Annotated in this window: 26 protein-coding genes; all 26 read right to left on the reverse strand. The window is 41.1% G+C overall.

Annotated elements, in window-relative coordinates; translation table 11 throughout:
- Positions 1 to 64 precede the first annotated feature (64 nt).
- Positions 65 to 1,621 carry a DNA cytosine methyltransferase gene (locus tag ACLIN2_RS30880; protein WP_411504898.1) on the reverse strand — a complete coding sequence of 519 codons (1,557 nt, stop codon included), beginning with the start codon at positions 1,619 to 1,621 and terminating at the stop codon, positions 65 to 67.
- A gap of 233 nt (positions 1,622 to 1,854) precedes the next feature.
- Entirely contained in the window at positions 1,855 to 3,258 is a 1,404-nt protein-coding gene (locus ACLIN2_RS30885; protein WP_411504899.1) for a hypothetical protein, read from the reverse strand.
- A gap of 233 nt (positions 3,259 to 3,491) precedes the next feature.
- The gene (locus ACLIN2_RS30890; protein ID WP_411504900.1) at positions 3,492 to 4,103 is read right to left on the reverse strand and encodes a hypothetical protein; all 612 of its coding nucleotides are present in this window, start codon (positions 4,101 to 4,103) and stop codon (positions 3,492 to 3,494) included.
- Between the two features lie 111 nt (positions 4,104 to 4,214).
- On the reverse strand, positions 4,215 to 4,751 hold the full coding sequence (locus tag ACLIN2_RS30895; protein WP_411504901.1) for a hypothetical protein: 537 nt from the start codon (positions 4,749 to 4,751) through the stop codon (positions 4,215 to 4,217).
- Positions 4,752 to 4,889: 138 nt separating this feature from the next.
- Positions 4,890 to 5,249, reverse strand: a complete 360-nt coding sequence (locus ACLIN2_RS30900) for a hypothetical protein (RefSeq protein WP_411504902.1) — start codon at positions 5,247 to 5,249, stop codon at positions 4,890 to 4,892.
- 59 nt (positions 5,250 to 5,308) lie between these two features.
- The gene (locus ACLIN2_RS30905) at positions 5,309 to 5,605 is read right to left on the reverse strand and encodes a hypothetical protein (RefSeq protein ID WP_411504903.1); all 297 of its coding nucleotides are present in this window, start codon (positions 5,603 to 5,605) and stop codon (positions 5,309 to 5,311) included.
- A gap of 12 nt (positions 5,606 to 5,617) precedes the next feature.
- On the reverse strand, positions 5,618 to 5,914 hold the full coding sequence (locus ACLIN2_RS30910) for a LysM peptidoglycan-binding domain-containing protein (protein ID WP_411504904.1): 297 nt from the start codon (positions 5,912 to 5,914) through the stop codon (positions 5,618 to 5,620).
- 334 nt (positions 5,915 to 6,248) lie between these two features.
- Positions 6,249 to 6,659, reverse strand: coding sequence for a hypothetical protein (locus ACLIN2_RS30915; RefSeq protein WP_411504905.1), 411 nt, complete (start codon positions 6,657 to 6,659; stop codon positions 6,249 to 6,251).
- A gap of 17 nt (positions 6,660 to 6,676) precedes the next feature.
- The gene (locus tag ACLIN2_RS30920) at positions 6,677 to 7,870 is read right to left on the reverse strand and encodes a S16 family serine protease (RefSeq protein ID WP_411504906.1); all 1,194 of its coding nucleotides are present in this window, start codon (positions 7,868 to 7,870) and stop codon (positions 6,677 to 6,679) included.
- Between the two features lie 32 nt (positions 7,871 to 7,902).
- Entirely contained in the window at positions 7,903 to 8,487 is a 585-nt protein-coding gene (locus tag ACLIN2_RS30925; protein ID WP_411504907.1) for a ribonuclease HI family protein, read from the reverse strand.
- A gap of 33 nt (positions 8,488 to 8,520) precedes the next feature.
- Complete coding sequence (locus ACLIN2_RS30930; protein WP_411504908.1) at positions 8,521 to 9,549, reverse strand: helix-turn-helix domain-containing protein; 1,029 nt, start codon at positions 9,547 to 9,549, stop codon at positions 8,521 to 8,523.
- A gap of 211 nt (positions 9,550 to 9,760) precedes the next feature.
- Positions 9,761 to 10,645, reverse strand: coding sequence for an IS3 family transposase (locus ACLIN2_RS30935; RefSeq protein ID WP_411504909.1), 885 nt, complete (start codon positions 10,643 to 10,645; stop codon positions 9,761 to 9,763).
- Positions 10,585 to 10,911, reverse strand: coding sequence for a helix-turn-helix domain-containing protein (locus ACLIN2_RS30940; RefSeq protein WP_411504910.1), 327 nt, complete (start codon positions 10,909 to 10,911; stop codon positions 10,585 to 10,587). The genes ACLIN2_RS30935 and ACLIN2_RS30940 overlap by 61 nt, the downstream gene beginning before the upstream one ends.
- A 171-nt stretch (positions 10,912 to 11,082) precedes the next feature.
- The gene (locus ACLIN2_RS30945; protein WP_411504911.1) at positions 11,083 to 11,304 is read right to left on the reverse strand and encodes a hypothetical protein; all 222 of its coding nucleotides are present in this window, start codon (positions 11,302 to 11,304) and stop codon (positions 11,083 to 11,085) included.
- A gap of 372 nt (positions 11,305 to 11,676) precedes the next feature.
- Positions 11,677 to 12,396: an IS21-like element helper ATPase IstB gene (gene istB, locus ACLIN2_RS30950; protein WP_411504726.1), complete on the reverse strand. Its 720-nt coding sequence runs from the start codon at positions 12,394 to 12,396 to the stop codon at positions 11,677 to 11,679.
- On the reverse strand, positions 12,393 to 13,886 hold the full coding sequence (gene istA / locus ACLIN2_RS30955; protein WP_411504727.1) for an IS21 family transposase: 1,494 nt from the start codon (positions 13,884 to 13,886) through the stop codon (positions 12,393 to 12,395). The genes istB and istA overlap by 4 nt, the downstream gene beginning before the upstream one ends.
- A 55-nt stretch (positions 13,887 to 13,941) precedes the next feature.
- The gene (locus ACLIN2_RS30960) at positions 13,942 to 14,706 is read right to left on the reverse strand and encodes a hypothetical protein (RefSeq protein WP_411504912.1); all 765 of its coding nucleotides are present in this window, start codon (positions 14,704 to 14,706) and stop codon (positions 13,942 to 13,944) included.
- A 463-nt stretch (positions 14,707 to 15,169) separates the two neighbouring features.
- Positions 15,170 to 15,928 carry a hypothetical protein gene (locus ACLIN2_RS30965; RefSeq protein ID WP_411504913.1) on the reverse strand — a complete coding sequence of 253 codons (759 nt, stop codon included), beginning with the start codon at positions 15,926 to 15,928 and terminating at the stop codon, positions 15,170 to 15,172.
- 348 nt (positions 15,929 to 16,276) lie between these two features.
- Complete coding sequence (locus ACLIN2_RS30970) at positions 16,277 to 16,720, reverse strand: hypothetical protein (protein ID WP_411504914.1); 444 nt, start codon at positions 16,718 to 16,720, stop codon at positions 16,277 to 16,279.
- A gap of 45 nt (positions 16,721 to 16,765) precedes the next feature.
- Positions 16,766 to 17,371 carry a hypothetical protein gene (locus ACLIN2_RS30975; protein WP_411504915.1) on the reverse strand — a complete coding sequence of 202 codons (606 nt, stop codon included), beginning with the start codon at positions 17,369 to 17,371 and terminating at the stop codon, positions 16,766 to 16,768.
- A gap of 365 nt (positions 17,372 to 17,736) precedes the next feature.
- A complete protein-coding gene (locus ACLIN2_RS30980) occupies positions 17,737 to 18,342 on the reverse strand; it encodes a hypothetical protein (protein WP_411504916.1) in 606 nt (201 codons plus the stop codon).
- A 50-nt stretch (positions 18,343 to 18,392) separates the two neighbouring features.
- Complete coding sequence (locus tag ACLIN2_RS30985; protein WP_411504917.1) at positions 18,393 to 19,889, reverse strand: M23 family metallopeptidase; 1,497 nt, start codon at positions 19,887 to 19,889, stop codon at positions 18,393 to 18,395.
- Entirely contained in the window at positions 19,889 to 21,913 is a 2,025-nt protein-coding gene (locus tag ACLIN2_RS30990; protein WP_411504918.1) for a hypothetical protein, read from the reverse strand. Before ACLIN2_RS30990 ends, ACLIN2_RS30985 begins: the two co-directional genes overlap by 1 nt.
- A 16-nt stretch (positions 21,914 to 21,929) precedes the next feature.
- Positions 21,930 to 24,053 (reverse strand): VirB4 family type IV secretion system protein, encoded by a 2,124-nt coding sequence (locus ACLIN2_RS30995; RefSeq protein ID WP_411504919.1) that lies wholly within the window; start codon positions 24,051 to 24,053, stop codon positions 21,930 to 21,932.
- Complete coding sequence (locus ACLIN2_RS31000; protein ID WP_411504920.1) at positions 24,046 to 24,942, reverse strand: hypothetical protein; 897 nt, start codon at positions 24,940 to 24,942, stop codon at positions 24,046 to 24,048. The genes ACLIN2_RS30995 and ACLIN2_RS31000 overlap by 8 nt, the downstream gene beginning before the upstream one ends.
- A complete protein-coding gene (locus ACLIN2_RS31005) occupies positions 24,942 to 25,274 on the reverse strand; it encodes a PrgI family mobile element protein (protein ID WP_411504921.1) in 333 nt (110 codons plus the stop codon). The genes ACLIN2_RS31000 and ACLIN2_RS31005 overlap by 1 nt, the downstream gene beginning before the upstream one ends.
- Position 25,275 lies beyond the last annotated feature (1 nt).

Genomic DNA, 25,275 nt, shown 5'->3' on the forward strand with positions numbered 1-25,275 from the left:
ATTAACTAACAGCATTCAGATATAATGCTTAATCAATGCTGCTCGATACGAACAAAACGAGCACTTATACAAGTGCTCGTTCGAATCGTTGAGTTAAATTCCATTTGATAATAGCGTTCTTGATTACTTGGGCTATGGACTTCCCCAATTGCCGCGGAACTGCATTCGCGATCATTTGCTGCTTCGCATTCAGTGTCCCCAGGAACTTGAATGTGTCTGGAACATCAAATAGACGTGCGCATTCTCGTACCGATAAGATACGATCCTCCTCAGGGTGAAGGAGCATGGCCTTTCTGGGATTCACGATCGTCATAGACGGCTCATCCCATTTCAGTCTACGATACATATTGCTATGTTTTCCTTTCGGCCGGATTTCCTCTGGAATCGAGAATACATTACCTCCAGGTGGGACCGATTTTATTCGCTGCATCGTTACTTCTTCTGGATCAGATACATCATCTTGATTGGGTATGCCATCATGTAGCCCTTCGAAAGCTTGTCTGACAGTTTTCCTTTGTTCCGGTGAAACTGTTGGCTTAGGAAGCTCAATACGTCCAATTTTTGATCCTATAAACACAGCTCGCTCCCGGAGTTGAGCGGATCCAAAATCGGCTGCATTGAGTACTCCAGATTCAATTTCAAAATCTGATAGAGCCTCGTAAATCTCGTTTTTAAACTGTCCGTTTCCTGCTGATAATACCTGTGGTACATTTTCCAGACAAAAAACCTGACAGTTTTCATTACCTTTCACTGCTTCGATAAACTTTCGTATGAGTAAGTTGTTAGGATTGTCTAAATAATGTGTGTACCTGTTTGAGTTGGAGAATCCTTGACAAGGACTCCCGGCCAACATAACGGGAGACTTTGTTACGTTATTCAAATCAAAGTCTCGAATATCCACACATGTTACTTTCGTCTTGAAATTATGTTCGTATGTGATCGATGCATTTGTATCCTTCTCCAGCGTAAATGCAATCTCGAACCCCTCTTCCTCAAAGGCCGAATCCAGAATACCCGAAGCGGAAAAGAGACTGGAGATCTGTAACGGGATATGGATGTTTTTTAATGCAGATTGGATATTGACTAGCTGTCCTTTACTTACAGTAGGGATGCTCTCAAACAGATCAAATGACAGCTGTTCAAAAGCATGACCGGCTGCTTTACTTAACCCTGCTTTTGAAAGGACAACAGACGCAATTTGTTTAACCTTTAGTACGTCACGAATGTCTACGACCTTGCGTTGTTTCTTAGAGGAAAAGACGTTTTTAACCGCTCTACCAATTGAAGAAACAACACTTTGTTTTTCCTCAACAAAACCCTCGACAACAACCTTGTCCTCAAAAATAGAAACCTGGAGATATTCGCACCCCTCAAAGGCAGACAGGGCATTCTTGTCGCGAATATCTAGAACAGGTTTCATCATCTCATTTTTGAGTTTTCTTCTCGAAACTTTGTTATCATTCGTATCTGAGGAAGTCAAAATGACGATCTTTCGATTTTTGACATCTACAACGTATTTATAGTTTGTGCCTGGAGTGAAACTTGTTTGATTGAGCTCCTTATCTTGTAAATAAAGACCTCGATCCGATCTTTTAGCCGTTCTCTTTTTGATTAAAGCCATGTCCTATCCCTCTCCTTCGCCTTTTTGACAACAAAAAAAGGCCAGTCGGAATGAGGCACACCAAAATTGGGGTGTTCGCTCAAGCCGACAGGCCTTTATCATCATATCTCCCAGCCGGGAGAAAAAACTACTTTGTATAAAACAAAAAAAGGTAAATGTTAGTCATAGCTGCATTATAACAGCTAAATCTAGGTAAGAAAAGGTGTTTAGCATCCTGCATTATCAACACTTTACTAAAACAGACTTATTTGCTCAAAGGTGAACGATTCTCCTGAAACCAGTTCATTTGAATCAACGATGATATCGGGTTCTAATATATCATCAAGACTTTTAAAATCCCTTATGTATAAGGGCCAGTCAATAGAGTACGCATCCTCAATTGACGCTTCGGTTAAGAAGCGTAAAATGGGTTCTCCAAGAAATCCTGAAAAATCAGGAAGCGCATAATAATTCCCAATCCATTTAATGCCACATCTTTCGTATTCTCTTTTCGCGTCCCGGACGCCATCCGAGTCAATATTGCATGCGGACATACGGATAAGAGCATCTCTTGTTTCTCTTATTACTTTCCTTCTCATATTTGTTGAAAGATCAGACAGCATAAGAGGCGCCTGTTGTAATCTGTCCTTGGATAGAAAATATTCCTTGACATCTCTCATATGGGAACGGTACCAATCAACATATTTTTTGTAGAGCAGAGGTTGTAATAATCCCCCTATCCCTTCAATAGTATCCATTTTCCCCTCAATTCGTTCATAGTGAGAAGCATAGAATTTTGTTCGAAGTATCCGGAGAATATCATTCCACTCTTCCATTGTTTGACCATTAGCAGCATCCACACATTTACATATGATTTTTTCAATTTTGATTCCTCTTGAATTACCAATAACAAACTCGGGCCATCGAATCTGATCACATCTGGGGCCGGCGCTGTAGGGGTTATTCAAATCCAGAGTGCTTGAAAATTGATATTTAAAATGGAATCCGCGATCTACAACTACCTTCCCATTATACAGAACATCACCATCTTGAAGCTCATCGGGTAGTTTAAGTTGTTTTGCTGTAAGTGATAATTTCCGGAATTCCTCAAGATAGTAAACCACTGTTTCTACACTATGATAAGCACCAAAACATACTCTACCAAATGAACGTGTCAGTAAATATGGGGTATTGAGAGGCTTCGTACCAAGCTTCTGAATTATTTGTGCTTCCAAAAGATCGTATTCATTTTTCGCAAATAGACGCAGAAAAGTACGGATGAACCGATCGTTTAATTCGGTCCCCCCAAAAGTAAGGTTTGAAAAGACCCTTTTCAAATCAGCCTCAATCTTTGGATAGAAATGTTTTAACCTGGCGACGGTTACTTCTTGATACAAACCGACTCCTACTAGCAGAGGAAAAGATGCTTCCTTTTCAAGCACTCCAAGATAGGAAAATACCCTTTTTTGCTGCATCGAAGTTCGGCTGTACTGTGAACTGCTTCCTTCGTCTTGTTCCTCAAATGGATCTATTTCATGATCCTTCCCAGTAACATCGTCCCCAAATTCAATTTCCTCAGATTTTACTATCCCCTGTTCATCGTATGCTCCTAGTAAACCATATTCACCATACAGCCATTCGTCTTTCATTTTTGCCATCATGATTACCCCTCTTCAATTTGTTTTCTATTCTTCTCTATAAGTTTGCAGAGTTTTAAACAACCTTCTAAAAATCCATGCACCTGTCAGAATAAGCAGTAAGAGTATCGTATAAACAGTTACAGACATTTCTTTTTCCAATTGATATTGCTCCCTTTTAATTCATTCATGTTCGTTCGCCGGTATTTTTGAAATAAAAACGAGGGACCACAAGGATCCCTCTTTGTCTAGCTTTAATCCAGCAAATTGGTTTTTGTCAGTTTCGGATGACGCAAAACCTTGTTCTGTTTATGCCAAAATTTCCATTCACCTGAGAAGAGTTTTGGGATAAACGTAAGAATTTCCGCATCCTCTTTATACTGCAAGTTGGCATAATCGATGATATCCACCTCAATATCACGAACCTTATTTTTACCTTGACCGTGATATCTCGGCAATAATCCCCCAATAATACGTAACTCCTGAACTTGAATGCGACCACTCTTTGTGACTTGAACTACTTTTGCAAGAGTTTCGGAGGTAGTCCTACAGAAGTCTGTCATGACATACCCGCTTTTCGTTAACTCCATTGCTACTTCATAAGCGGTTCTACCCGCATTATCTACAGAGGGCTGCTTTTCATCCAAGCGAAGCAGTTCTTTGATCGAAATGCCTGTATAACGTCTCTTTGACAGTAGGCCATCCTTATTTACCTTTGCCAGCGTTACTGTAGGAAACTTACCATCTAAAACAAAGATGATTTCAAAAATTCCTCTTTGACCTTTCAATTGGCAACGGTCAGTCTTCTTCCAATCATTAGCGATCGCAGGGGCTACAACGTTTACAGACATGCATTGTTCAGTCATATTGTCTCTCCTATCACGTAGGGGCCCTGTGACGGCCCAAAACTACGAGCCATCACTTTCACGCCCTGACGGTAGGCGAAATATCAGTTATCTATACTCTAGGCCTCAAAATTACTTTTTGAATTTATCTCGGCCGTTATCAATCTCCTCTAGTTGATCTTTCATTTTGAAAATACGTGCGAAGACATCATCCTCTGTACCGAAGCAGTCAGACTCATCTTCAACATATTCACCATCGTTGTCATACCAGCCCAGTTGATAGGTAACCAGGTTATCATCAACGTAACCTTCTCCGTATGTAACTAAGATGTGGGCAAGTTTGTCATTACTAACGTGGTCAGTGCCTTTAAAGTTTATGCCTACTGCACTGCACATACCACCCGTTTGCCACATGCTTGCATCAATGCCGTGCTCACGTAGACGTTTGACTAGATTATGCTCTTTAGCTAAGTGATCCCACACCTGAACATCATCTCCACACTTATCACAACATGTAATTCCATGATCGTCTTTTAGCTTCTGTGGAGATGTGAGTTCCAGCCACCGGTCAGAGCCTTCGATATAAGAATTGTTTGGGAAAACTGGTCCATGGCATTTATAACAAATTACACGTCCACGCGGAGTCCAAATCCCTTCAAGTGCTTTCATGCTAAAAACCTCCTATTATCTGATATTATTACCCTGCAACGAATTGTCCGGATGTCCCGAAAGTTGTGTTCCTCATGCCTGTTAGAGAATGTAAGTCTTAAGAGCACGAGTGCATGCATCGAGTTATGCTTATCTTCCTTAATTTTGAGCCTTCTTTGTTATCCACTCGAACACACGATTAATTGTGTCATTGTCGAAGGTTTTAATTCTGACTACCTGCCCTGTAGTAAAACGAATAACGATTGAGTAACCCTCGTTTCGTCCTGGACCAAATGAGCAGTCATGAATAATTCCTTCTTCTTCTTTTTGTAGAACGGCTAATAATGCGGGAGAGTAATCCCAATCATCTTCAATAATGAATCCTTTTTGCTCAGCTGCTTGTTGGTACTGTTCGCGGAGGAAAGTATTATCCTTGAATGGCATAAACACCCACTCTACGTTCCCATCCGTTGACAAGAAGTCTCGAAGTTCTCGATAATTTACAGTTGTCCCTAGCATGTTTACCTACTCCTATATATTCAAAATGAGAAAGGGGCCCCTCTAGTGGCCCCTACCGATTAAGAAATTAATCTTCCGCGCATATCGAACTTGGAGTAATCCTTGAACGGATAGGAATATACGATCACTTCGTCACTCGGATTCGCAAATTCTCCTCCTCTTACCCACGCGAGCTTGTCCAATACATCGTCAAAAACAAATTCAAGTCGGTAGTTGCCTTCCGAAACACTTACTGTTCTCGACTGCGTCCATACCGGACCTCGGGGAGTTGTATATTGAACACGCTCGTGATATTCAACGTGATTCTGTACAACAGTTGCTGTGAGTTGTCCTTGAAAAGTATTAAGCATATTCATATCTTTCGCTCCTTAGTTTTGATAGGTCGGGATATAGATGTCTTGCCCAGGGTAAATAATCGCTTGAATTTCATTCCCTTTTTGCTCATTCGCATCTTTGAGAATTTGAATGGCTTCATTAATGTCCATTCCTTTCTCAACAACTAGCCTTTGAGCAATCTTTGACAGGGTATCTCCTTGTTTGACTGTATAATTTGGTGTCTCAGGAACAACGAGTTCACTTGAGCCGTCATCTACGGTTGCAGTCATATTACCGAAATAAAAGGAGATTGCAGCAATTACAAGTACTGCCCACCATTTCATCTTCATGTCTAAGCGGATCGATTTGATCCTTCCCTCCTTCATTTTGTGAAATGACAAAAGACCATGACTTTCGTGCATGGCCAGCGAGTTTCATACATGATTAAATCTAGGGTTCTGTTCGTATCCCTCCTTGTTATGGTGTACAACGCAAAAAAGCCCGTCAGCACACCTATAGAAACGAAGATCGTTCCATCAGGTAGCCAACAGGCTAATTTCTAGATTGTTGAATAAAATTCAACGAAACTGGTCTATTAACGAGACCTTAAGAAAATTGAAAGAAGAAGAATTCTATACCAATACTATACTAAAAGCACTGATAACTGGCAAGAGTAACCATTTATCAATGAAGCGGTGCCGGTATTCTATTGTCTTTCGTCGATTTTTCAATCAGATCCCATATATCTTCTTGGGTTACTTGAATGAGATTTATGTCACATTCTGAAGCAAGTCCCCGAATCTCTTCTTCATCTGTTCGAAGTATGATCACATAGCATCTTTCTTCTAGATACGATGGCAGCGACTCCATATACTCAATCTGTTTCAGAAGGATGCCCGGAATTGCGCCCACTATGTTTTTTCTAATCGCTTCTGCTTGTCGTCTTGGATCCACTTCAATGGTCAGCGTCCGTATGAGTGCACCATTTCCAGTTATAGCAGACTCAAATTCAGGTTCAATCATTTCTTGTCCTACCTGGAACACCATAAATTTATCGAAGTCAATGCTCCTGAGAGAATTCACTACAAGTACCATAGGATCAACCTCTCCGTTTAAGTATTTCTCAAGTAAGAAATCACTTCAGATAAGCTGGAAACATACACGATTTTTCCAGAGAGCATCGGGACTAATCCCGACGATAGATAACTCTCTACCTCTCTTTTATTCGCTTCTGGAATGAAACATATGTCAAAATCTACGTTCGATAACGAAATCAACTTGTAATTAAGTCCACCAACCGCCGAAATCGTTCCATCAGCTTGGATGCTACCGGTTGCTACAATCGTTCTATTACGGATTAGGTCACTAGAGCTTTGATGGACAATTTCCACTGCTTTTGGAAGGCCATTGGAGTCCCCTTGAATTCTTGAAGCCTGTTCGGATTGTATCGGCAAGGGGTCCTTTATTCGAATCTGTGAGGATATCCGCAGGCTGGTTTCATTAGCTAAATGTACAAACTCCCGAGTTCCTATCATGAATGTCAGTGGGACACCATCTCTTTTAATCTGAAAGGTAAGTTTGTGATCAGGGTTAATCAATACGTTCTTTAATTCATCAGTAGAACGAATTTGATGTTGATCGATCGATATTAGAATGTCTCCATTATGGAAAAGTTTATTGGGATCTTGCACCATAATGATGCGCGACTCTTCCGTATAGTTAGGCTTTTTCCCAAGATACGATAAAGCTGCTATAACCGGCTTGATGGAAGCCTCTTGAGAGGTGTAATCTAGAACCTCGTTCGTTAATTGTGCTTGGGAATCGGAAAGGTACCTTCTGTCTGCTCTACCTGCCCCAAGAATCAAAGTATAGATCTCCTGTAGCTTATTGTTCACGGTCTGAGACCCAGCTGACACCTGATAAATGTGTGTGCTCTTGGAAAAAGGCATTTTTAATATCGTTTCATCAACTTGTGATACTTTGCCTGGATAAGATACCACATAGGGCTCAATCGACCAAAACATTAATGCCCCAGAAACTGTAAGAACCATGCATACAGGGATTCCTGCCAGTGACCACCTTAGCTGTTTTGTCGTACCATTATGCTGGAATACCCATGTTAAGCAAATTATCAGAGGAAGAATGAAGCTGCAAAGAATCAATGGTGTCAGAGTGTCAGAATAGGTTTTGAGCCATACTCCACCGATGACACTGATAACGATAATGAAGCTGCTCCAAAACTTCAGGAGCTTTTCCCGGTAATTACTCCGTTCTTCCTTTCGGAGTATAATTTCAACTATCGGCATGAAATATCTAAACTCCCTATTTGTCAACTGCCCTACAAAATCTCGAAATCCATGGCAGGATCCTGTTCACGGACAAACAATATATGCTTACATGGAACGGTTGATCGGTTCCGATAAGCGGGGCAGGTACATGTTGACATCACTAGATCCACAACATACTCATGATCGCCTTTGACAAGAAATTGAAATGGTCCTGTCCGCTCAATATACCCCGTATACGGCCGAGGTTTTACAGTAAAACACTTCTTACTTTGGGATGATACTCGGCTGTTCTCTTCTTCAGGAATCCACGAAAACGAGATGGTGTCAAAATTGCTTTTTAATCGGGACACTTCTTCGAGTAATGGTTTCAACTTTTCATCTAATGTTAGCCAAGCTTCATTTATTTGATTTACTGCCAATGCGTCGTCTGAATAAATGCAGGCTTCTCTTACCCCAAGGGAAATGAGCTTTTGCATGGTTGTAAGAATGGCTTGGTACTCCGCCTCATGGATAGATGCTTTTCCGATTTTGGTCGCATGTTCAGAGACCACCTTCTCATCTTTGATGATGAGATAAGCAACACTCGCTTGTCCGGATGGACGGTGTGCATAACCATCGCTGAAGGCCAAATACATAATTTCCACCACCTATAGAGGAAGTTACTTACCCTACTCATTCCCTTTTAGCAAACCAAGTTTATCAAGTTGTTTATACTTATCCGGATGTCTCTTCTTCAAATAAAGCTCGATACCAACTTCTACCAATTCCTGTTTTGTAATCTGGTCATTTTGAATAACCTCATTTATTATCTGTCTCTTCTTACCAGTAAGATTGGCCAAGTAGCCCTCAAGGTCTGGTTCAATTGTAAAGTTTTCTTTGTGCCAAGAGATGCTGCCACTTCCACGGACAATAGCTTGTTCAAGAAGTAAGACGTGTAAGTCTTCCCATTTTCCGGTAGAGGTATATTTTTTAGTCTCAATTACAATTGAATCCTCTTCATAGGTTAGCTGAATGTTTCGCAGCCCCAATTCAACGAACAAGTATACAAAGTGGTCATACATATAATCATGTATATGTTCAGGGATTGGGTATCTAAGTGTGACCGTACCATTACTATATCTTCTGACATGTTCATCTTCTAAAGTAATTAACGGCTTCCAACCTGCTTCTTTAAAGGCTGTAATTTGTCCCCGTTCCCCATCCGCTGTAAGTAACCATACGGAGAAATTCCCTTTTGAGAGTTGTTCAATCCTTACAACCCTACCCGTTTGATTTTGATCAGAGGACGTCCAAGGTTGAAAGAGAAATTCACCATTTTTGGTCGATAATACTTCAGGTTCATTACTTTTGAGCTTTTGCTGAAAGCGGTGCAATACTTCTGGCTCAAATCGGTAGACGGGCCTCCCCTTCTGGACAACAGTATAGGAAGGGATTTCTCCATTCTTCGCCTTTAGCCAAAGAGTCTTTGGTGATATACCCAGAATAGCCGAAGCTTGTGCGCAACTTAATCCTTCGTTAGCAGAGCTGTACAGCTGCTTAATCTGCATAACTTTATCTTCATCCAACAATGTGTTTCGCTTACGGTCATTTTCGGACACTTTTTGTAGCCCCAGTTTATCCGACTTTAATACACGATATATGTAACCAGGCGTGACTCCAATTAATGCAGCAGCTTCTTTTATCGTAAATTGTTTCAAATGAAACCATCCCTATCTTAAATACTCTTGTTATTGGAAAAATCATCTATCAAGATTATAACTTTTTTACTCATACATTACCATGTAATTTAATTAATCTGCATCAGTTTTAAACCTTTCTTTTTATAATGCTGAGTGAAACTAAGGAAATAAGACAAAAGCCCTCTTGGTCAAGACCCCATTTGGTGGACAGTATGAAAAACCCCGGCCGCTAGGCCGACAGCTGACGCCTGAATTCAACAGGCGTTAGCCTTTTTAATCTTCGTTGTGGTCGACTTTGGTTGTAGAATTGAATATATTCCTCAATTCGCCTTTGTGCCTCATCTATACTTCGGATATCATAGGGGTAGAGCCCTTCCGTTTTGAGATGCGAGAAGAAGCTCTCCATCGAGGCGTTATCATAGCAATTGCCTCTCCGAGACATGCTGATATGGGCGCCAACCTTTGGCAGCATGTCGTGGTAAGCGTAGGACGTGTACTGGAATCCTTGATCGCTGTGAACGATCAGTCCAGTCACGTCTTTCGTCTTTTCAAAAGCTTTCTCAAAGGTCCGCAGGACCAGTTCATTGTCGTTACGAACTCCCATGTGGTAGGCTACAATCTCGTTGTTAAACAAATCCTTAATAGCAGATAAGTAGATCCAAGTATCCGCAACACGATATTGTGTGACATCTGTTACCCATTTTTGATTCGGTGCACACGCTTTGAAATCACGTTGTAGGGCATTCTCGGCAACTCGTCTCCCTACAGACGAAACATAATGACTTCGATATTTGCGGCGAATTCGAGAACGAAGCCCCATATCTTGCATTAGTCGAAGTACCTTCTTATGATTGACCCACACCCCGTAATCTTGCAGGAGAAATAGTTGGGTTTGTCTATATCCATATTTTCCGTCATACTTCCTATACACTGCCTGGATGAAGTCTTTCACGGGCTTGTTCCTATCCGTTACTTGTCGTTTTAGGTAAGCATAGTATCCACTTCTTGAGACTCTAAACAGCTTGCAAAGTTCACTAATGGTATACTCACTCGCTACTTGTTTGATCGTTGCATACTTATGGACTGCACCTCCTGCATCCAGATTTCCAAACACTTTTTTAGCATCTTATTTTCCCTCTCTAACTTCTCCAAATATCGGTTCGAATCGATGTATTCCTTACGGCGTCCACGTTGATCCAGAAGCCCAAACTCTCCGAGTTTCTTATACTTCCGCATCCAAATCTTAATTCGTCCTTCATCATGGATATGTAACCTCTCTGCTATTTCACGATGGGAAACACCATCTAATTTCATCTGAACCGCCTGCAACTTTAGCTCTTCACCATAATGTTTAAACTTTTGGCCTTTCTTTGCTGGCATAAAAATGCACCCCCTAAAGTTTTCATCGGTAAACCGTAGGGTTTTTTCCAATGTCTACTTTAAGGGGTGCACATCATCTTCGGAATCAGCGAAAGAGGGCTTTTTTATTTATGGCTCTGTTATCCTTGAGTCTTGATTTCTGTCAAAAGGAAAACCGCCAAATGCAGCGGTTCACTCTTCTTTGGCTTGTAAATTTTTCCCCTCATGATAGTGTTCCCATAGTGGGCCGATATATTTTTCTAATGTTTTTACGATGTCATCTCTTCGACCTTCTTCGACATTTGCAGTGTCATTTATAATATCATTTCTAATTCGTATGAGTACAAATAAAGGAGGTAATGCAACCTCACGGAGAGCATTAATCATGATTTCTTCTTGTGGCGTAATATCCATAACAGGCATCTTCCCTTTCTGTTCGAGATCATCTCATTTTAAACACTGACATCCATGATAGAGTCAAGCTGAAATAAGTTATTCCTATGCTGCCCGCTGCTTCAATATAAAAACAACAACGCTGTTTAACAGAGCCTTATTTATTTACAAATACCGTAAGGGCTTATCGCGTTTGAGAGAAAACTGTTCACTGTTAAGTAACCAATTACTTTCCCGTTACTAATAATTATTGGAGGTGTAGTGGTATAAGGATTAAAAGCACTTTCAGAGGAATATTCGCTGCCATATGTTCCGTATGTATTTGGCAAGTAAAAAATGCAGAGTTCGGCAACCATTTTGTGCATAGCCTTGCCAGGCTAAATTTTCATAATTTTAACGGTGGGAAAGAGCATGCCGAAGGCGATAGCTCTCCCCTGTGAAAGCTACGATATGAGCGTGATGTACAAGACGGTCGATCAAGGCAGCGGTGAGGCGGTTATCTCCGAAAACCGTATTCCATTGGCTAAACTCCAAATTCGAGGTCACAATTATACTGATCCGTTCATAACATTCTGAGATTAGATGAAAAAGCAGATCAGCACCGTCCTTGTGAAACGGAACAAAGCCTAACTCATCTAAAATCAATACATCAGTGTCCAGTAATTCCTTCTGAAATCGTGGAAGGTTGCCAGCTTGAAACTTGGTTTGCAATATGGAAACCAACTCTGCCACCCGATAAAACCTCACGTTTTTCCCCTGTTTACACACCTCTACACCAATTGCCGTTGCCAGATGTGTCTTTCCTGTCCCTACGGGACCAAGCAATATGGCATTTTCCTTGCGTGTTACAAATGATGCTCCCTTCAACTCCTCAATTGTTACGCTATCAGGTAACGAAATCGACTCGAAAGAGTACCCTTCAAAGGTCTTTATCTGTGTAAATCTGGCTTTCTGCAACAATCGTCGGATTTTTCCCTGCTCACGGGAACTCCGTTCCGCTGATAGTACAGCGTGAAGGAATTGAGTAGGGTGTTCAAATGGGACTTGTTCATAGGTATTCATTACATGGGCTAATCTCATCTGCTTGCAGAGCTGGCGTAATTCTTCCTTCATTTTCGCACCTCTGTCCGTTGAAGTTGATCATATCTTGTTAGATCTGGCTGATATCCAACGAAAGCAGATGGTGTACGACTGTCTTTCATAGGTGTCGGGATGATTTCTGGATGACGTAAACGGTACAGGACATGCTCCAATTGACTTGCGTCATTGTGATTTTCTTGAGTAAGACATCTTTCAATCTCTTCAACTTGATATGTTTTTAACATCCGAATCATCCAGCCGATTCTTGCTTTGCGACTTTTCCCTTCCACAGATTGCAGAAAAGCCTTTGTTTGACTGGGAAGGAAAGCAAGGACAGAACTGTAGTCGAGAGCTTTTGGCTTACTATAAAGCGGTTGTAACAGAGTTTGTAGATCAACTGGGACCGATTCATCCATATACCCTCTTGGCAGTGTAATCAGCACTTCATAGCTGTCATTCAGTACATCTACCTTGTTCCACCAATACTTCACCCATACTCGTTCGTGAGAACGAATAGAAGGAATCTTTATTGTCTTTTGATCAATGAGAACCTCACCATATCCATTGGCTTTTACGGATTCTAAACGGAAAGCTTCATAAGGTACGAGAGGGAGTTTCAGAAGTTTGATTTTCTCTTGCTCCCAAAGGTCTTGCTGTAAGATTCCCTTCGAATAATGGGATCTTCTCAAATCCTCGAGAGCTTGCTGATTGATGATTTTCTGTAGTTGTTCCAAATCATTCGCTACAGGTAATGGGACACACCAATTTCTTCGAGCATAGCCTACTTTGTTCTCAACATGTCCTTTTTCGTTCCCTTGAGCTGGGTTGCAAAAGACAGGCTGAAAGCGATAATGGAGAGCAAATCGTTGAAATTCGTCTGTAAGTTTTCTCTTTCCATCGGTTCCAATAGATACAACAGCTGCTGAAAGATTATCAAACCAAATTCGATTAGGTACTCCACCACTCATTTCAAATAACTGCCGTAACCCTTCCAAGAAACACTCGGTGTTCTCCTTCGGAGTAACAAAGACAAATGCAGCATTGCTGTAGGGGTAGGAGAGGATCAGCATTTTCCGCTCCACCAGTTCACCACCGATGATTGCTTGAAATGTTCCAAAGTCCGCCTGGGCTTCTCCCCCTGGATGTTCTAAACGAACATAAGGCTCCGATTTTTCGATTTGCAGTTCTGATTTCCGTTTGGCAACATAGTACCGTACGGTGCGGTCTGATCCTGCAAAGTCAAATTCGGAAACAAGACGATCATAGATACGTTTTGCTGTATGGCGTTGTTTTTTGGGGCGGGTTTGATCTTCTATAAGCCAGGTATCCACTTGCTCACGGTAAGCTTCCATGATAGGGAATTTTCCTCGAAGAGGAGGCTCTGCTTTGTTCCAATCCGAACAGTCTGCATATTTCTTTGCCGTTCTCCAGCTAACACCAAGTTGTTCTGCAATATGGGAGATGGATTGATCTTTTACATCTCGTAAGTATTTGATATAGTGTTGTTGAGCCATTGCCAGCATTCCTTTCATCCCTCTCCTATCTGTTCCGCAAATAGAAGAGTAGAGGGTTGTTTAGTTAGCTGGCAAGGCTTTTTTCATTTTCGGAAATAGTCTGCACTTTTCGGTTGCCAAAGCGTGTACTTTTATTTTGCCAAACACATCCGTATTGATTCCAAATACTAAAAGAACTGTATTTGCTTCCATAGGTTCCATACTGATTACAAACAGACTCAGTGTCATACGAGTTTGAATTTAATTTCCCGAGATAGGTACGCCCATCGTTAGAATATAACAGGAATTCATTATAATTAACTGGAGGGGGGATCGGTTTTACAGGTTGTGTGGGCGGAAGGGTTTTTAATACGTTTTTCGAGATAAACCCAAAATTCGTCTGATTATTGTAGCTGTAGCTTATATAATAAAAATCACCGTTTGTACCAAATGAGAACACGATACTTCCGTTCGGGATTATGGCCCTTACGTTACTATTACTAGAAGGTGCGGAAAACATATAAGCAATTTTTACGTTTACCTGATGACCTTGAAAATTTCCTTGGTGTGGATAAAATGCTGCTACATGCTTATTTGATAAATATATTTTTGTACCGTCTTGGAGAGTTACTGTAATCCAACCATTCGAAACTTGATAATTCGGTGGGAACCAAGTCCCGTATTTTACTGTCGTTATCAAATTCTTAGGATCTTCTTTTGGCATGCTGTAAACAGGAGTCTCGTCTAATGCTGCAATAATTAGAGGCTGAACATCATTTTGAGTATTAGCTACTGCAATCGTTGATGTACTAAATAAGAACAAAAACATAAAAACAAGGACTTTTCTCATAATAACCCACCCTTCGACTTACAACTATTATCATAAGTATTTATCATTTTACAGCAACTTGACAACTGAATTCACAATATTCACTACAATAATTCAAGCCTTTTCTTTTTGCCCCTGCATATAATTTACAGTTAACGTACGTTTCTTCATACAGGGTATTAAGGGCGATTAGACTAGATCCTTTTGCGGTATTGCTCGATTGCAATAACAAAAAGACGGCCCGAAACTGAGCCGTCTTTATAGGAAATTTGGAATTATTATATACTGAAACCGCTAGTAACAAGGCTATACTTTGTATCGATCCAGAATCAAAGGAAAAGCTGAGCAAGATATCTTTTGCACCCAAACTCAACATTGGTGTAAGGTAATCTCCCGATCCTCCTTGAAGATAGGAACTGACCTTACCTGGCCATCTGACCATCTTAAGCAAGCATTACACTTTGGATACCTTCCGATAGCTCCTTCATTTAACTCGGAATATTTTCTTGAGCTTTTGGACGTCAAGGGCTTTTAACTCTTCAACTGTCAAAGTGAAGCAATAGCTATTTCTGTAGTTTGAAGACAGTTGATAAAAGAAATCTTTAACACCTGTCTTCTTTGCAGTGGCAATGCTAAATGCCACTATTGCCTTGGATAGCCAAGAGCCTCTCTTTTCAACCTTGATTCCAGCTTTCTCAAATAGGTAAGGTCTGATCTTTGGAGATCTGCCAGTGACTAACAAGTACTCTTTGAACCGCTCATCAGTTTCCATGTTTTGTTTTAAATACTCTAATGTATCAATGAACTCTGTAATGAAATATTTTAGCTTTGTAGGCTCATCCATACTTTTTAGAGCTTTCAATCCCTTTGGTCCATCTAGGTGAATATCTAATTTCTTCACTACTGTCCAGTTGTAGATCGCAGCTTCTCTACATAACTTAGTCAGGTCAGTTAATGTAACTCGGTTCTTGAAATGGAACAGTAGTATGATGACCAGAGTCCCTACGACAATTACAAAAGTAATAACCGTTAAGATTGGACTTACAAACTGGAAGAACAAGTAATACGCTTTTATATACGTTTTTGAAATTCCTAAATGTAACGCTAACTCGACTAAAGCCATACTGCCAAAGCAGAATAATAGATAGCTTATCAGCAGCTCAAATGCAAGTATCAACATTTCAGTTTGCGGGAACTTGATGAAAAGCGGTAAACCTTTAATAACAGTAAGTAGTTTTTTCAATATCCGTTACCTCCAATAACTCGATTTAGTATGTAATACAGATCAGGTTACAACCTCAATTCATTTCGAAAATGGATCCCCCATTTCACAAATAAAAAAGCCAGTTCCCACATAAAGCGGTAACTGGCTTCATTGTATTTGGTTTTGTCCACGACTAAATCAGCATACAAAGTGACCAAAATGATCATCGAGCTAACAAGCTCTTACCTTGATCCGATCTGCTGATCGTGAACATTTAAATCATCAAAAAAGTCATACAAAAGGAAGATTTAAATTTAGTATATCTAAATCAAAAGCAGATGGCAATGTTCTCCAATGAGAAAAAGCCCAGGGTCAAACGCTAAATCGTTACGTTTGATCCTGGCCCTTTGACCTTTGCCTCTCTGACAATATAGATATCATGACATCCAGTTGATCCCGCACTCTCTTCCCCTCCTCTTTGGGGATCTTTTTCATTTGTATCAGATAATCTACATTCGGGAGACTTGCCCTAATTCGCTTATAAGCTTGACTGAGTTCCTGATCGGACATCTGACGTATGCTGTCAATCTTATGCAGCTCATTATTTTCAGCAATCTCCTGCTCAATTGATGTCATTTCCTCCTCAGACAGTTCTTCAATAATGGATTTGCTCTTCTTCACTTGTACTTTCTTATTCTTCCTTGCAGCGAAAGCTCTGTCTTGTTTTCGAACACGATCTACGAATAAGTAAAACGGTATTACCAAACTGAGTAAAAGCCCAAGTCCTATAACTACTTTATATTGGCCTATTATTTCTAATAGCAATAGCATTGTATTTACCTCCTCTTTATTACCGCCAAATAAGCGTTGACTTGTTTAGGGATTCGTTTTAAGTAACTGAATTTCTTCATTCGGATCTTTGAAAAAGAATGCTCCATTTTGATCTTTTGCAATTATCGGCTCATCCTCTACGATCACTTGCCCCTTTGAGTCAAGTTTGATCGAGTATCCCTTTTCTTCTGCTTCTTTCATTACTTGTTTTGATTTGATCATTTCATCTAATCTTTCTTTGAAAGTCTTCTCTGAGACAGATGTTTCCGCGATAGTTTTATCGGATGCTTTTACCTCATTTGCTTGAGGCTTGTATTGATAGCGGGGCACAAGAGGACCATTTTGCTTTTTAAAGGTGTTTTGATTCTCCATTGGTTCGTCATGTGATGCATCTGCTGGTTTTGCTTGAGCGATTGGTTTCTCTGATTTCTCTACCGGGAGTGAAGATGCGTCTGATTGTGTAATTTGAGCTTTTTGCTTTGAAATTGTGTTTGCATTCGCAACACCAGATCCTATATTCACTATTGGGTCAATAAGCTGAACGTTTTCTGCAACATCAACGACTTTGTTTCGCTCTTCCGATACCGCTGATTCGTTTGTACATCCTTGAAGAAGAATTGCCACTACAAAGATTCCCCGTAGCATTTTCATATTGTCCACTCTCCTCTACAAAATAAAAAACCCTGACTAAAAAACCATAAACCTAACGGCATTGGTCTTTTAGCCAGGGATGTCCTAGCCACATTTAATTACCACCATTGTACTATTCATTGGGAGAAAGTAGAAGTCCCAATGTGACGTTACAATATGTACTGGTTAAATTCGGTGCTCACTATCTGAACAGAATGGTCATTCAACGTGTAGAAGTAAGCAAAGATTAGTATCAACAGTATACCAGCAGCTTTTAACAAAAAATTTTTTGTTCTGATAAGTAGATTAAAAAGGGCTACCGATACAAATAAACCAACCAGTAAGGTAACCATACTCATCTTTTTTTCGACTCCTTTTCAACCCATTTATTTCTCTTTTAATTGTTCAATGATATTGGTCACAAGTGTTATTGTCTTCCAGGACTGTCCTCCATGCTCATCTTGAAATCTCTGTACTTGAAGGGTGATTTGCTTCCGACTGATTCCGTCATACAATAGCGCGATTGTTACATCTACCTTCATATTCACAGGATCCTCATCAACTACCCGCTTTTCAAGGATACCTATATCTTTGAGTTTCCCGTTTTGTGTAATCACTTGTAGATATTCCACCATTTGCGTTCTCATCGTGTTTGGATCCGGAAAAGATGCAAGAATTGTATCAGCCGTAAAGGAATCGTAGAAACCTTCCACATCATTTGCCTTTGCAGCTGTAAACATGTACGTGACGTCATTCTCAGGTAAAGTGACTCCGTCTTCGTGCTTATGCTCATAGGGGTTACGTTCTGTAATTTGCTTGTCATCCGTGACTTTAGATTGTTCTGTGATTCTTTTTAAATCTTCTTGGTACTGTTGAGCTTTCTGATCTATATCCTGTTTATCTCCTGAGGTATATCCATCCCACATGAGATAGCCAACTGTCAGAATAAGCACTGCTCCAACGATGATCATTAATGGCCGGTTCCTCTTCATAAACAGCCTCCAATTTGGATAGATAGAAACAGGGTGCAATCTGCACCCTGTTATTTAGGTGGACGAATGTAGTAAATTGGATTCGTTCGAACCCTACTATTAGGAAGGTCAATAGATACGTGAAGATGTGGGCCTGAGGAGTCCCCAACCTTACCATAACCAATGGTAGCAACAGGGTCTCCCTTCTTAACATGGTCACCTACTTTAACGAAAATCCCATTGTATTGCAAGTGTCCCAGCTCTGTAGTCATTCCGTCCTTGTGTTTTATAAATACCGCGATACCATAACCATTTGACTTCCCTGCCTTGATAATCGTTCCATCCCTAGGAGCATAAACCATGTGGCCTGCTGCTAATCCTTTTCCACCACTGGGAGCAATATCAATGCCCTGATGCCCTTCAAACGTTCCATTTCTCAGTCGTTTTCCAAAATTCGATGTAATGTGGGTGATTGTCGGTGTAGGCCACATCCATTCCCCTGCATTTATCATCTCCGGAGTAGGTGGACGCTGCACGATGTTTGTGTCTACTGCCCCTGTTCGATCGCCACTACTTATTCCGTCTCCATACCCATCGATGTTCTCCAGATTAGTGAAGTAAATGTCTAGATTTTGTTCCACCGCTTCGTTGTACATTACTTGGAACAGTTCAAAATCAAACTTCTGAAACTCCAATTCAGCAAATGCATCTGTTAGTCCGGTCAGATCCGGTTTTGCGACGTATTTTCGTTGTAAATAAGCTTTGTGATCCTTCTGTTCAATACAGCTATCTTTGTCACAACTAACAGTATGCCATGAACCCTTGTGATCTCTGGAATGGTCTTCAATCATTTGCAAACTTGGATCAAGACTATTTTGCTCACTTATCGGGACCGGTTTTACTTCGTATTCTAATGCCCATGTGCCTATATAGTTGGTAGCTTCGGTCAACAACTTGACCTTCCGTTCATTTGCTTTATAGGGAGCAGAACAAGATCCATCTGGCTTACAGACTCTTTGCATATCCCACTCAGCAACGGGCTCATAGACAAATGTCGGTTGTACAGCTTCTATAATTGATTGAGCTGCTGCGGTAGCTGACATGACACCTTTCTGTTCCGCCATATTACTTGCTACCATTAACATATACTCATTTGAGCGGAAGAAGAATTGTTCCGGTTTGTTTGGATCGACCGTTGTTTTGGCTAGCTCTACGTATTGCTCGTAATGTTTGATACCCTTCTGATCTTTTAGTCCATCACCGTCACTGTCCATGTACAAGTAAAGTGACATGGATACGATGATGATCACAAGGATCGCGAGGAAGGCGACTAAGCCATATGTAGCAATAAACCATATAATGGTTTTGAGAATCATCCGGGCGATCAACTTAAATAGTTCTTTAATCGCCTTTTTGGCTAGCTCCTTCCCAAAGTTTTTTACAACAGATCCACCGCGTCTCCCAGCAATACCTATTAGTCGGCCAGCAATGTCTTTGGAGGTATTGAACGCCTTCTGAGTAATCTTAGTGGTAAGATTACTTCCCCCTTGATATTTCGGGGCCGACATTACCTCTTACCTCCATACGCATTTTTTTGAAGCCACTTGGAGTGATTATCTCGTTGCGAGCGTTTCCCGCGTACTTCCGGATAACTTTCTTTAAAGAAGTCTGTTGCCTCTACCTTCGTGTATTTGCTCCTTGCGTACGCATTATCGTTTATGTCCTTTCCATTCTTCCCACTAGTCTGACGTACTTGTCCAGAAATGTCCTTAAATCTCATCGAGCTCTCATCGATGTGTAATCTTCCACCTTTTGTAAAGGTGGCATCAATTTCAATAGATTCACCCGTTTTGAGTGCTGGATTCGAATCTCCAATCCGAGATATTCTCTCTCGTTTACTATCCTTACCTTTACCTACTCTTCCTGTTAAATATGTGCCATCATTGGTCTGTACAACTCTCATACCACGAAGCTCTTTATTATCATACTTTGACTTGAGATCCCCCATACGAGGTTTGGTTGCGAAGCCCAATGCTGCATCTGCGACAGCGTAAGTATTGTTATATCCTTTCTCACCAAAAACAACACCAGCTGCATTAGATGCTACACCGCGGAGGGAATTTTCGAAACCACCGTGAATACCAATTCCTTTAGCAGCCCCCTTACCTAGAGATGCAAACATTGTTGCAACCTGTGCAGCTTTTCTGCCTGTACCACTCCTACCTTGACCTGCTTGAGTAATTGCACCTCCAGGCTTAAATCCGTTGTATACTTCAGAAGCTGCACCAGCAACAGTTTCTCCGATTTGCCCAGCAGCTCGACCCGCTACTGTCCCAGCTGCTGATAACGTATTACTTCCTAAAGATGCCCCTAATGCCATACCAGCAGGTCCAAGGGGTGCCATAGCGGTAGCACCTATAAGCCCACCGGCTGTAGCACCAATTCTTCCGAGAACTCTCCCAGCTCTCAATGCGCGGTTCATAGTACGACTGTTGGTAAGGGCTGGTGGAGACAACGTATGTGTTCCTGCTCCAGCTGATGATTCAGAATAACTACTCTCTGCTGGAGAATACCCTGCTGAACCTGAACCGAACTTTCCTCCCCCACCTCGGCCAGTACCACCTGTTGCATTCGAAGCTCCTCCAAATTTACTTAACATGCTGGATATGTTGTTCGATCCCACTGCGTTTGCGATATTACCTGTTAGCGCAGCTGCACCCGCAAGTGCCGACATACTGGCGCCCATAGCCAATTTCCCTGTTTCTCCTGAAGCCCCAAGCAAACCTTTGATCGCTTCCGATATTGGAATAAACGTTGCCAGAAAGACAATTTGAATCAACCATCCGGTTGTTGAATTAGACATCACAATAAAAATCCAAAGCATCATCGCGTGGATCCCTTGTGAGATTATATTAGAGAACAATTCTCTGCCCCATGTACTAGTTACTTGTCTCATTTGAGGGTAGATTGACAAGGTTATGAAAACTGGCCCAGTTATCATCAATAGAATAATCATCAGTTTCCTCATGATGTAGAAGAAGTTTGCCCAAACTGAAAGACCAACCATGATGATACTTAATACCAACCCTAGAATCGCACTACTACTGTCTTCTGCACCGGAAGTGAAATCGGCACCACCTAATTTACTAAAGGCCATCGATCGGAAGGTATTAACTATGATGTTATTAAAGAGAAACATCATGTCATATAGGGTCCAAATGTTATTTAATATGAACATTGAGAAAAACAAAGTAAAGAGCATGGACATGTTCTCGCTTCGTAATCTCTCATTCGCCCCCTGCCTAGACAAGCGGACACCGTAGTAAATCAAGCCCAAGAGCAGTAATAGGGAGCAAATTTTCATCAATCCATTTACTCCAGGTTGAATCAGAGTTTTTAATTCTTCTGTTGTAAATAGCCCGTAAAGGTTTGATGTGACACCGCTACTGATAACTTGTCCCGTAATTGGATCCTTAACAACATTGTAATTGAATACCAACTCCATTATCGTATCCGTATGATTTGTAATAAAATCAAGGATAGGCTGAGCTAGCTCAACAATCGCATCAATTAAGAGGCTCCCTATTTCCATTACATAACCCTCCTTCCTACGAAACCGATCTCTTCATAGCTTGCTGAACGGCAAGATTTGATTCTAGGAACGGAAGTTCATCTTGGCTAGCTTCTGTACGCATCCAGACACTCTCTTGTCCTACACGAAGAATTCCTTCACCAGGTGGCAAGTCCCCGCTGATTAGACTGATTTCTCCCTCTGTCAACTGGAAGGTATCACGAACCAGATCCCGCCCAAGATCATCCTGCTTCATAAAGAAAACCGTATGGCAGTTAGAGACTACACCACGTGCTTTAGAGCTTTCGGCCAAACGCTGAAAGTCTTGGCTTGCAATCGTAAGGGAGCAATTCCGTTTCCGCGCTCTTCGCGCTGCTTTTTCCAAAAAATTTACAGCCTGTTCATTATCAACCATTTTCCATGCCTCATCACAAAGCAGACGTTTCTTACGTATCGGGTTACCTTTCACGAACTTTTCCCAACACCAGTTGAAAATCACATGATAGGCGATCTGAAGTAATCGATCGTTTGATTCCAGTGCGGATAAATCAAACCCAACGAGCATCTGATCTTCAAGAGCAGCTGTTATGCCTTCCCCGAAATAGCTCTGGCCATCAAACATAGACATGGACCCACGAATGCTTACATCTTCTTCTGTTTCATAGTCGCGGGATTTCCGTGAACGAAGAAATGGGCGAATAGAAGATAGAAGCTCTTTTGCTTCCTCTCGATTACCGAAGTCACCTTCAAGTTGGTTGTAGATATCCGTGATCGTTATTTCTTGTTTTCGAACTCTACCGGTGTGAATCATGCCAGAGCCATCCATATGGCCATCTTCATACAGCGAGTCAGGATGCTGATTGAATCCCCTCTTCTTAAAAACTTTAACTATGGCATCTTCAAGGAACTCACGTTCGAACGCATTCAAACCTGGCTTGATTTTGGTTTTCACGATCATTTCAAAGAAATCAATAATCTCGTTCATTTTCTCGTTAATATTGACGAAGCGGATGAAAGTACGTCCTTCATCATCTTTGTAGACTTCACATTTATCATGATCAATATGGTCAAGTTCATCGTCCTCTTCACCATCTAATTCAATCTCTGTTGGCCACATTGCACATGGATTGATGGTTATAGGCGGTTTCTCTGATAATCGCTCTTCGACCAACGAAATGTAAACGCCACCTAATTGCAATACCATATCCCGGTATTCTCCTTCAGGATCGATGAACACAGTGGCGATATCATCAATAAGGCCTCTTGCAGCGAGTAGTTTCACAGCAAAGCTTTTCCCAGCTCCACTCACTCCGAAAATACCGAGATTATAGTTTCGATTCGCCCGAGAGAAGTTATCAAAGAACACATAATTGTCCGTTATCTTATTCTTTCCCCATGGAATCGAGTGAAGGCCAGCGTACTTTAAGTCATTCGTGGCGAATGGGAACACAGATGCTGCTGCATAACGATCAAGATTCCTCCAGGACTCCCTGATTTGGTTTCGTCCCAATGGCAATCCGGATACATACCCCATCTTGATTCGGGAGTAGGTAGTACGTAAATTAAAACCGTCCCCGGCCATGTTATCTGAGAGGTCCTGCGTTAACGCCTCTAAGTCATCTTCATTGTCTGCATAGACATTCGCAATTACAGATACCAAGAATTGATCGTTTAAGCCGATGGCGATTTCTTGCTGAAGCATTTCAGTATCGTGTATTTTCGTCTGAAGGTCGAAAACTTGATCTTCATTACCGCGTTTGGTTTCAAGTCTCAAATTTGACTTTAGGATCGTGGCCTTTTTTTGAAGCGATTTGATCGCGTCTTTTCTCTTTGATTTTTGAAGATAAAACATCACGTCTGTGTCTGGTGCATTGATTAGCTGGTGAAAGGCAGCTGTTTTGATCTTTCTTGGCCATCCACCCTGAGTTACGTATAAAGGCTGAAGTACACGTTCTTTTCCAATCTTATCTTGTAAGTATCCAATATCCCTCGCAGTTAAATCCGCGCCGTCCGGTAAAACAATACTCCATAGATTAGAAGCCCCGTTTGCAAATAAGTCTTTAATCTCCTCTTCATTCTGGTGGAGTAAATCATCAGCATACATTTCGTCTTCTTCTGTGATCGTTTCTTTTTTTCGCCATTTGAACAAGTTTTTAAGCACTTGCACTGACCTCCTTTGCAATCTTTTCAACCAATTCCAATTGATGCTCATCCCTATCAGCCGTAACGAATAAGGAGTCGGATTCTCGCATCAGTGCATCTTCTAGTTTGAAATGTCTTGCATCACTTCTTCGAAGGGCGAAGTGAAGCATTTCATAAATCATCCGATCCGTTGCTACTGTTACATTTCGTACTCCCGCCCTACCCATGGTGTCGATGAGGAGCTTCGCTCGTCGGGCCATGATCGTAAATATCCTACGATAGAGTTGGTCTTCATTTTTAAACTTCCGTTTATCCTTACTTGTTAAATCGTATGGCAGCAGAAAGTACCGGTGCTTCTCGTAGACTTCCGTGTTTGACTGCCATACGTCAACGAAATTTAAAACACTAAATGAGTAATACTTTTGTATGTCATTTAGATTCCTGTTGTTTTTTACGTTGTTCAACTGAAACTCAATATGATCGTCATAGTCGACCCTTCGGCTTTGTGTATAGATGATCATCTCTGGCCCATCATACGCTGAAATTGCTGCTTCAAATGCAGCATCAATTCCTTCTTGCTCCTCCTGGCTTTTCAGATAATAGTTCACTGCACCGGATTTCACTACGAGTACAAACCGATCATTCTTTAATCGCATCAAACCATGCTTAATGTCTTCGACCTCAAGCAATTCTTTTATGTTTACTCGCTTTTTCTTTTCATTGCTCCTTCCCATATTTTCTCTTGCAGTGTCATCGGTATCGTCGGCATCATCATACGCAACGATCTTTTTCTTTCTCTTATAAAAAGGATTTAGAGGCTCATTCTTTCGGTTTCGATCCCAAAAGTAATAGATTAATGCCAACATGACGATCAGCACGATATAGCTAAAAACAGGATTTGCATCCATTAATTCTCCCCCTCGTCCTCATTCGTGTAGAGATAGATTGAATTCTCCTTTTTCCCAATCAGCCAGTATATTAGCCACCGGTCGAAATACATATCAGGTGTCTCTAAATATAGAAACCCAAGTGCCCAAATCAACAGAATTAATGGCGTGAATAAGAACATAAAAAGAAGCATGAATGTATCGAATGTTGGGTTGTTTACAAGAAGCGGTTTTGCCACGTTGTAGGCAATCACTAACCCAGCAGCGCAATAATAGAACTGCCTCCAGCTCAACCTTCCCATTACATCTTTTTCTTCGCTAACTATATCAACATGAACAACGTTAACTTTCACT

Source organism: Brevibacillus centrosporus, from assembly GCF_046622605.1.
Taxonomy (GTDB): Bacteria; Bacillota; Bacilli; order Brevibacillales; family Brevibacillaceae; genus Brevibacillus; species Brevibacillus centrosporus.

Bases quoted from the DNA above. Each gene is read 5' to 3' on its own strand.
- ACLIN2_RS30990 (WP_411504918.1), bottom strand. From the start codon at position 21,913: ATGGAAATAGGGAGCCTCTTAATTGATGCGATTGTTGAGCTAGCTCAG.
- istA (WP_411504727.1), bottom strand. From the start codon at position 13,886: ATGCTGGCAATGGCTCAACAACACTATATCAAATACTTACGAGATGTA.
- ACLIN2_RS30910 (WP_411504904.1), bottom strand. From the start codon at position 5,914: ATGAAGATGAAATGGTGGGCAGTACTTGTAATTGCTGCAATCTCCTTT.
- ACLIN2_RS30945 (WP_411504911.1), bottom strand. From the start codon at position 11,304: ATGGATATTACGCCACAAGAAGAAATCATGATTAATGCTCTCCGTGAG.
- ACLIN2_RS30985 (WP_411504917.1), bottom strand. From the start codon at position 19,889: ATGTCGGCCCCGAAATATCAAGGGGGAAGTAATCTTACCACTAAGATT.
- ACLIN2_RS30915 (WP_411504905.1), bottom strand. From the start codon at position 6,659: ATGGTACTTGTAGTGAATTCTCTCAGGAGCATTGACTTCGATAAATTT.
- ACLIN2_RS30980 (WP_411504916.1), bottom strand. From the start codon at position 18,342: ATGAAGAGGAACCGGCCATTAATGATCATCGTTGGAGCAGTGCTTATT.
- ACLIN2_RS30975 (WP_411504915.1), bottom strand. From the start codon at position 17,371: ATGAAAATGCTACGGGGAATCTTTGTAGTGGCAATTCTTCTTCAAGGA.
- ACLIN2_RS30940 (WP_411504910.1), bottom strand. From the start codon at position 10,911: ATGCCAGCAAAGAAAGGCCAAAAGTTTAAACATTATGGTGAAGAGCTA.
- ACLIN2_RS30920 (WP_411504906.1), bottom strand. From the start codon at position 7,870: ATGCCGATAGTTGAAATTATACTCCGAAAGGAAGAACGGAGTAATTAC.
- ACLIN2_RS30905 (WP_411504903.1), bottom strand. From the start codon at position 5,605: ATGAATATGCTTAATACTTTTCAAGGACAACTCACAGCAACTGTTGTA.
- ACLIN2_RS30970 (WP_411504914.1), bottom strand. From the start codon at position 16,720: ATGCTATTGCTATTAGAAATAATAGGCCAATATAAAGTAGTTATAGGA.
- ACLIN2_RS31000 (WP_411504920.1), bottom strand. From the start codon at position 24,942: ATGGATGCAAATCCTGTTTTTAGCTATATCGTGCTGATCGTCATGTTG.
- ACLIN2_RS30900 (WP_411504902.1), bottom strand. From the start codon at position 5,249: ATGCTAGGGACAACTGTAAATTATCGAGAACTTCGAGACTTCTTGTCA.
- ACLIN2_RS30895 (WP_411504901.1), bottom strand. From the start codon at position 4,751: ATGAAAGCACTTGAAGGGATTTGGACTCCGCGTGGACGTGTAATTTGT.
- ACLIN2_RS30885 (WP_411504899.1), bottom strand. From the start codon at position 3,258: ATGGCAAAAATGAAAGACGAATGGCTGTATGGTGAATATGGTTTACTA.
- ACLIN2_RS30925 (WP_411504907.1), bottom strand. From the start codon at position 8,487: ATGTATTTGGCCTTCAGCGATGGTTATGCACACCGTCCATCCGGACAA.
- ACLIN2_RS30880 (WP_411504898.1), bottom strand. From the start codon at position 1,621: ATGGCTTTAATCAAAAAGAGAACGGCTAAAAGATCGGATCGAGGTCTT.
- istB (WP_411504726.1), bottom strand. From the start codon at position 12,396: ATGAAGGAAGAATTACGCCAGCTCTGCAAGCAGATGAGATTAGCCCAT.
- ACLIN2_RS30960 (WP_411504912.1), bottom strand. From the start codon at position 14,706: ATGAGAAAAGTCCTTGTTTTTATGTTTTTGTTCTTATTTAGTACATCA.
- ACLIN2_RS30890 (WP_411504900.1), bottom strand. From the start codon at position 4,103: ATGACTGAACAATGCATGTCTGTAAACGTTGTAGCCCCTGCGATCGCT.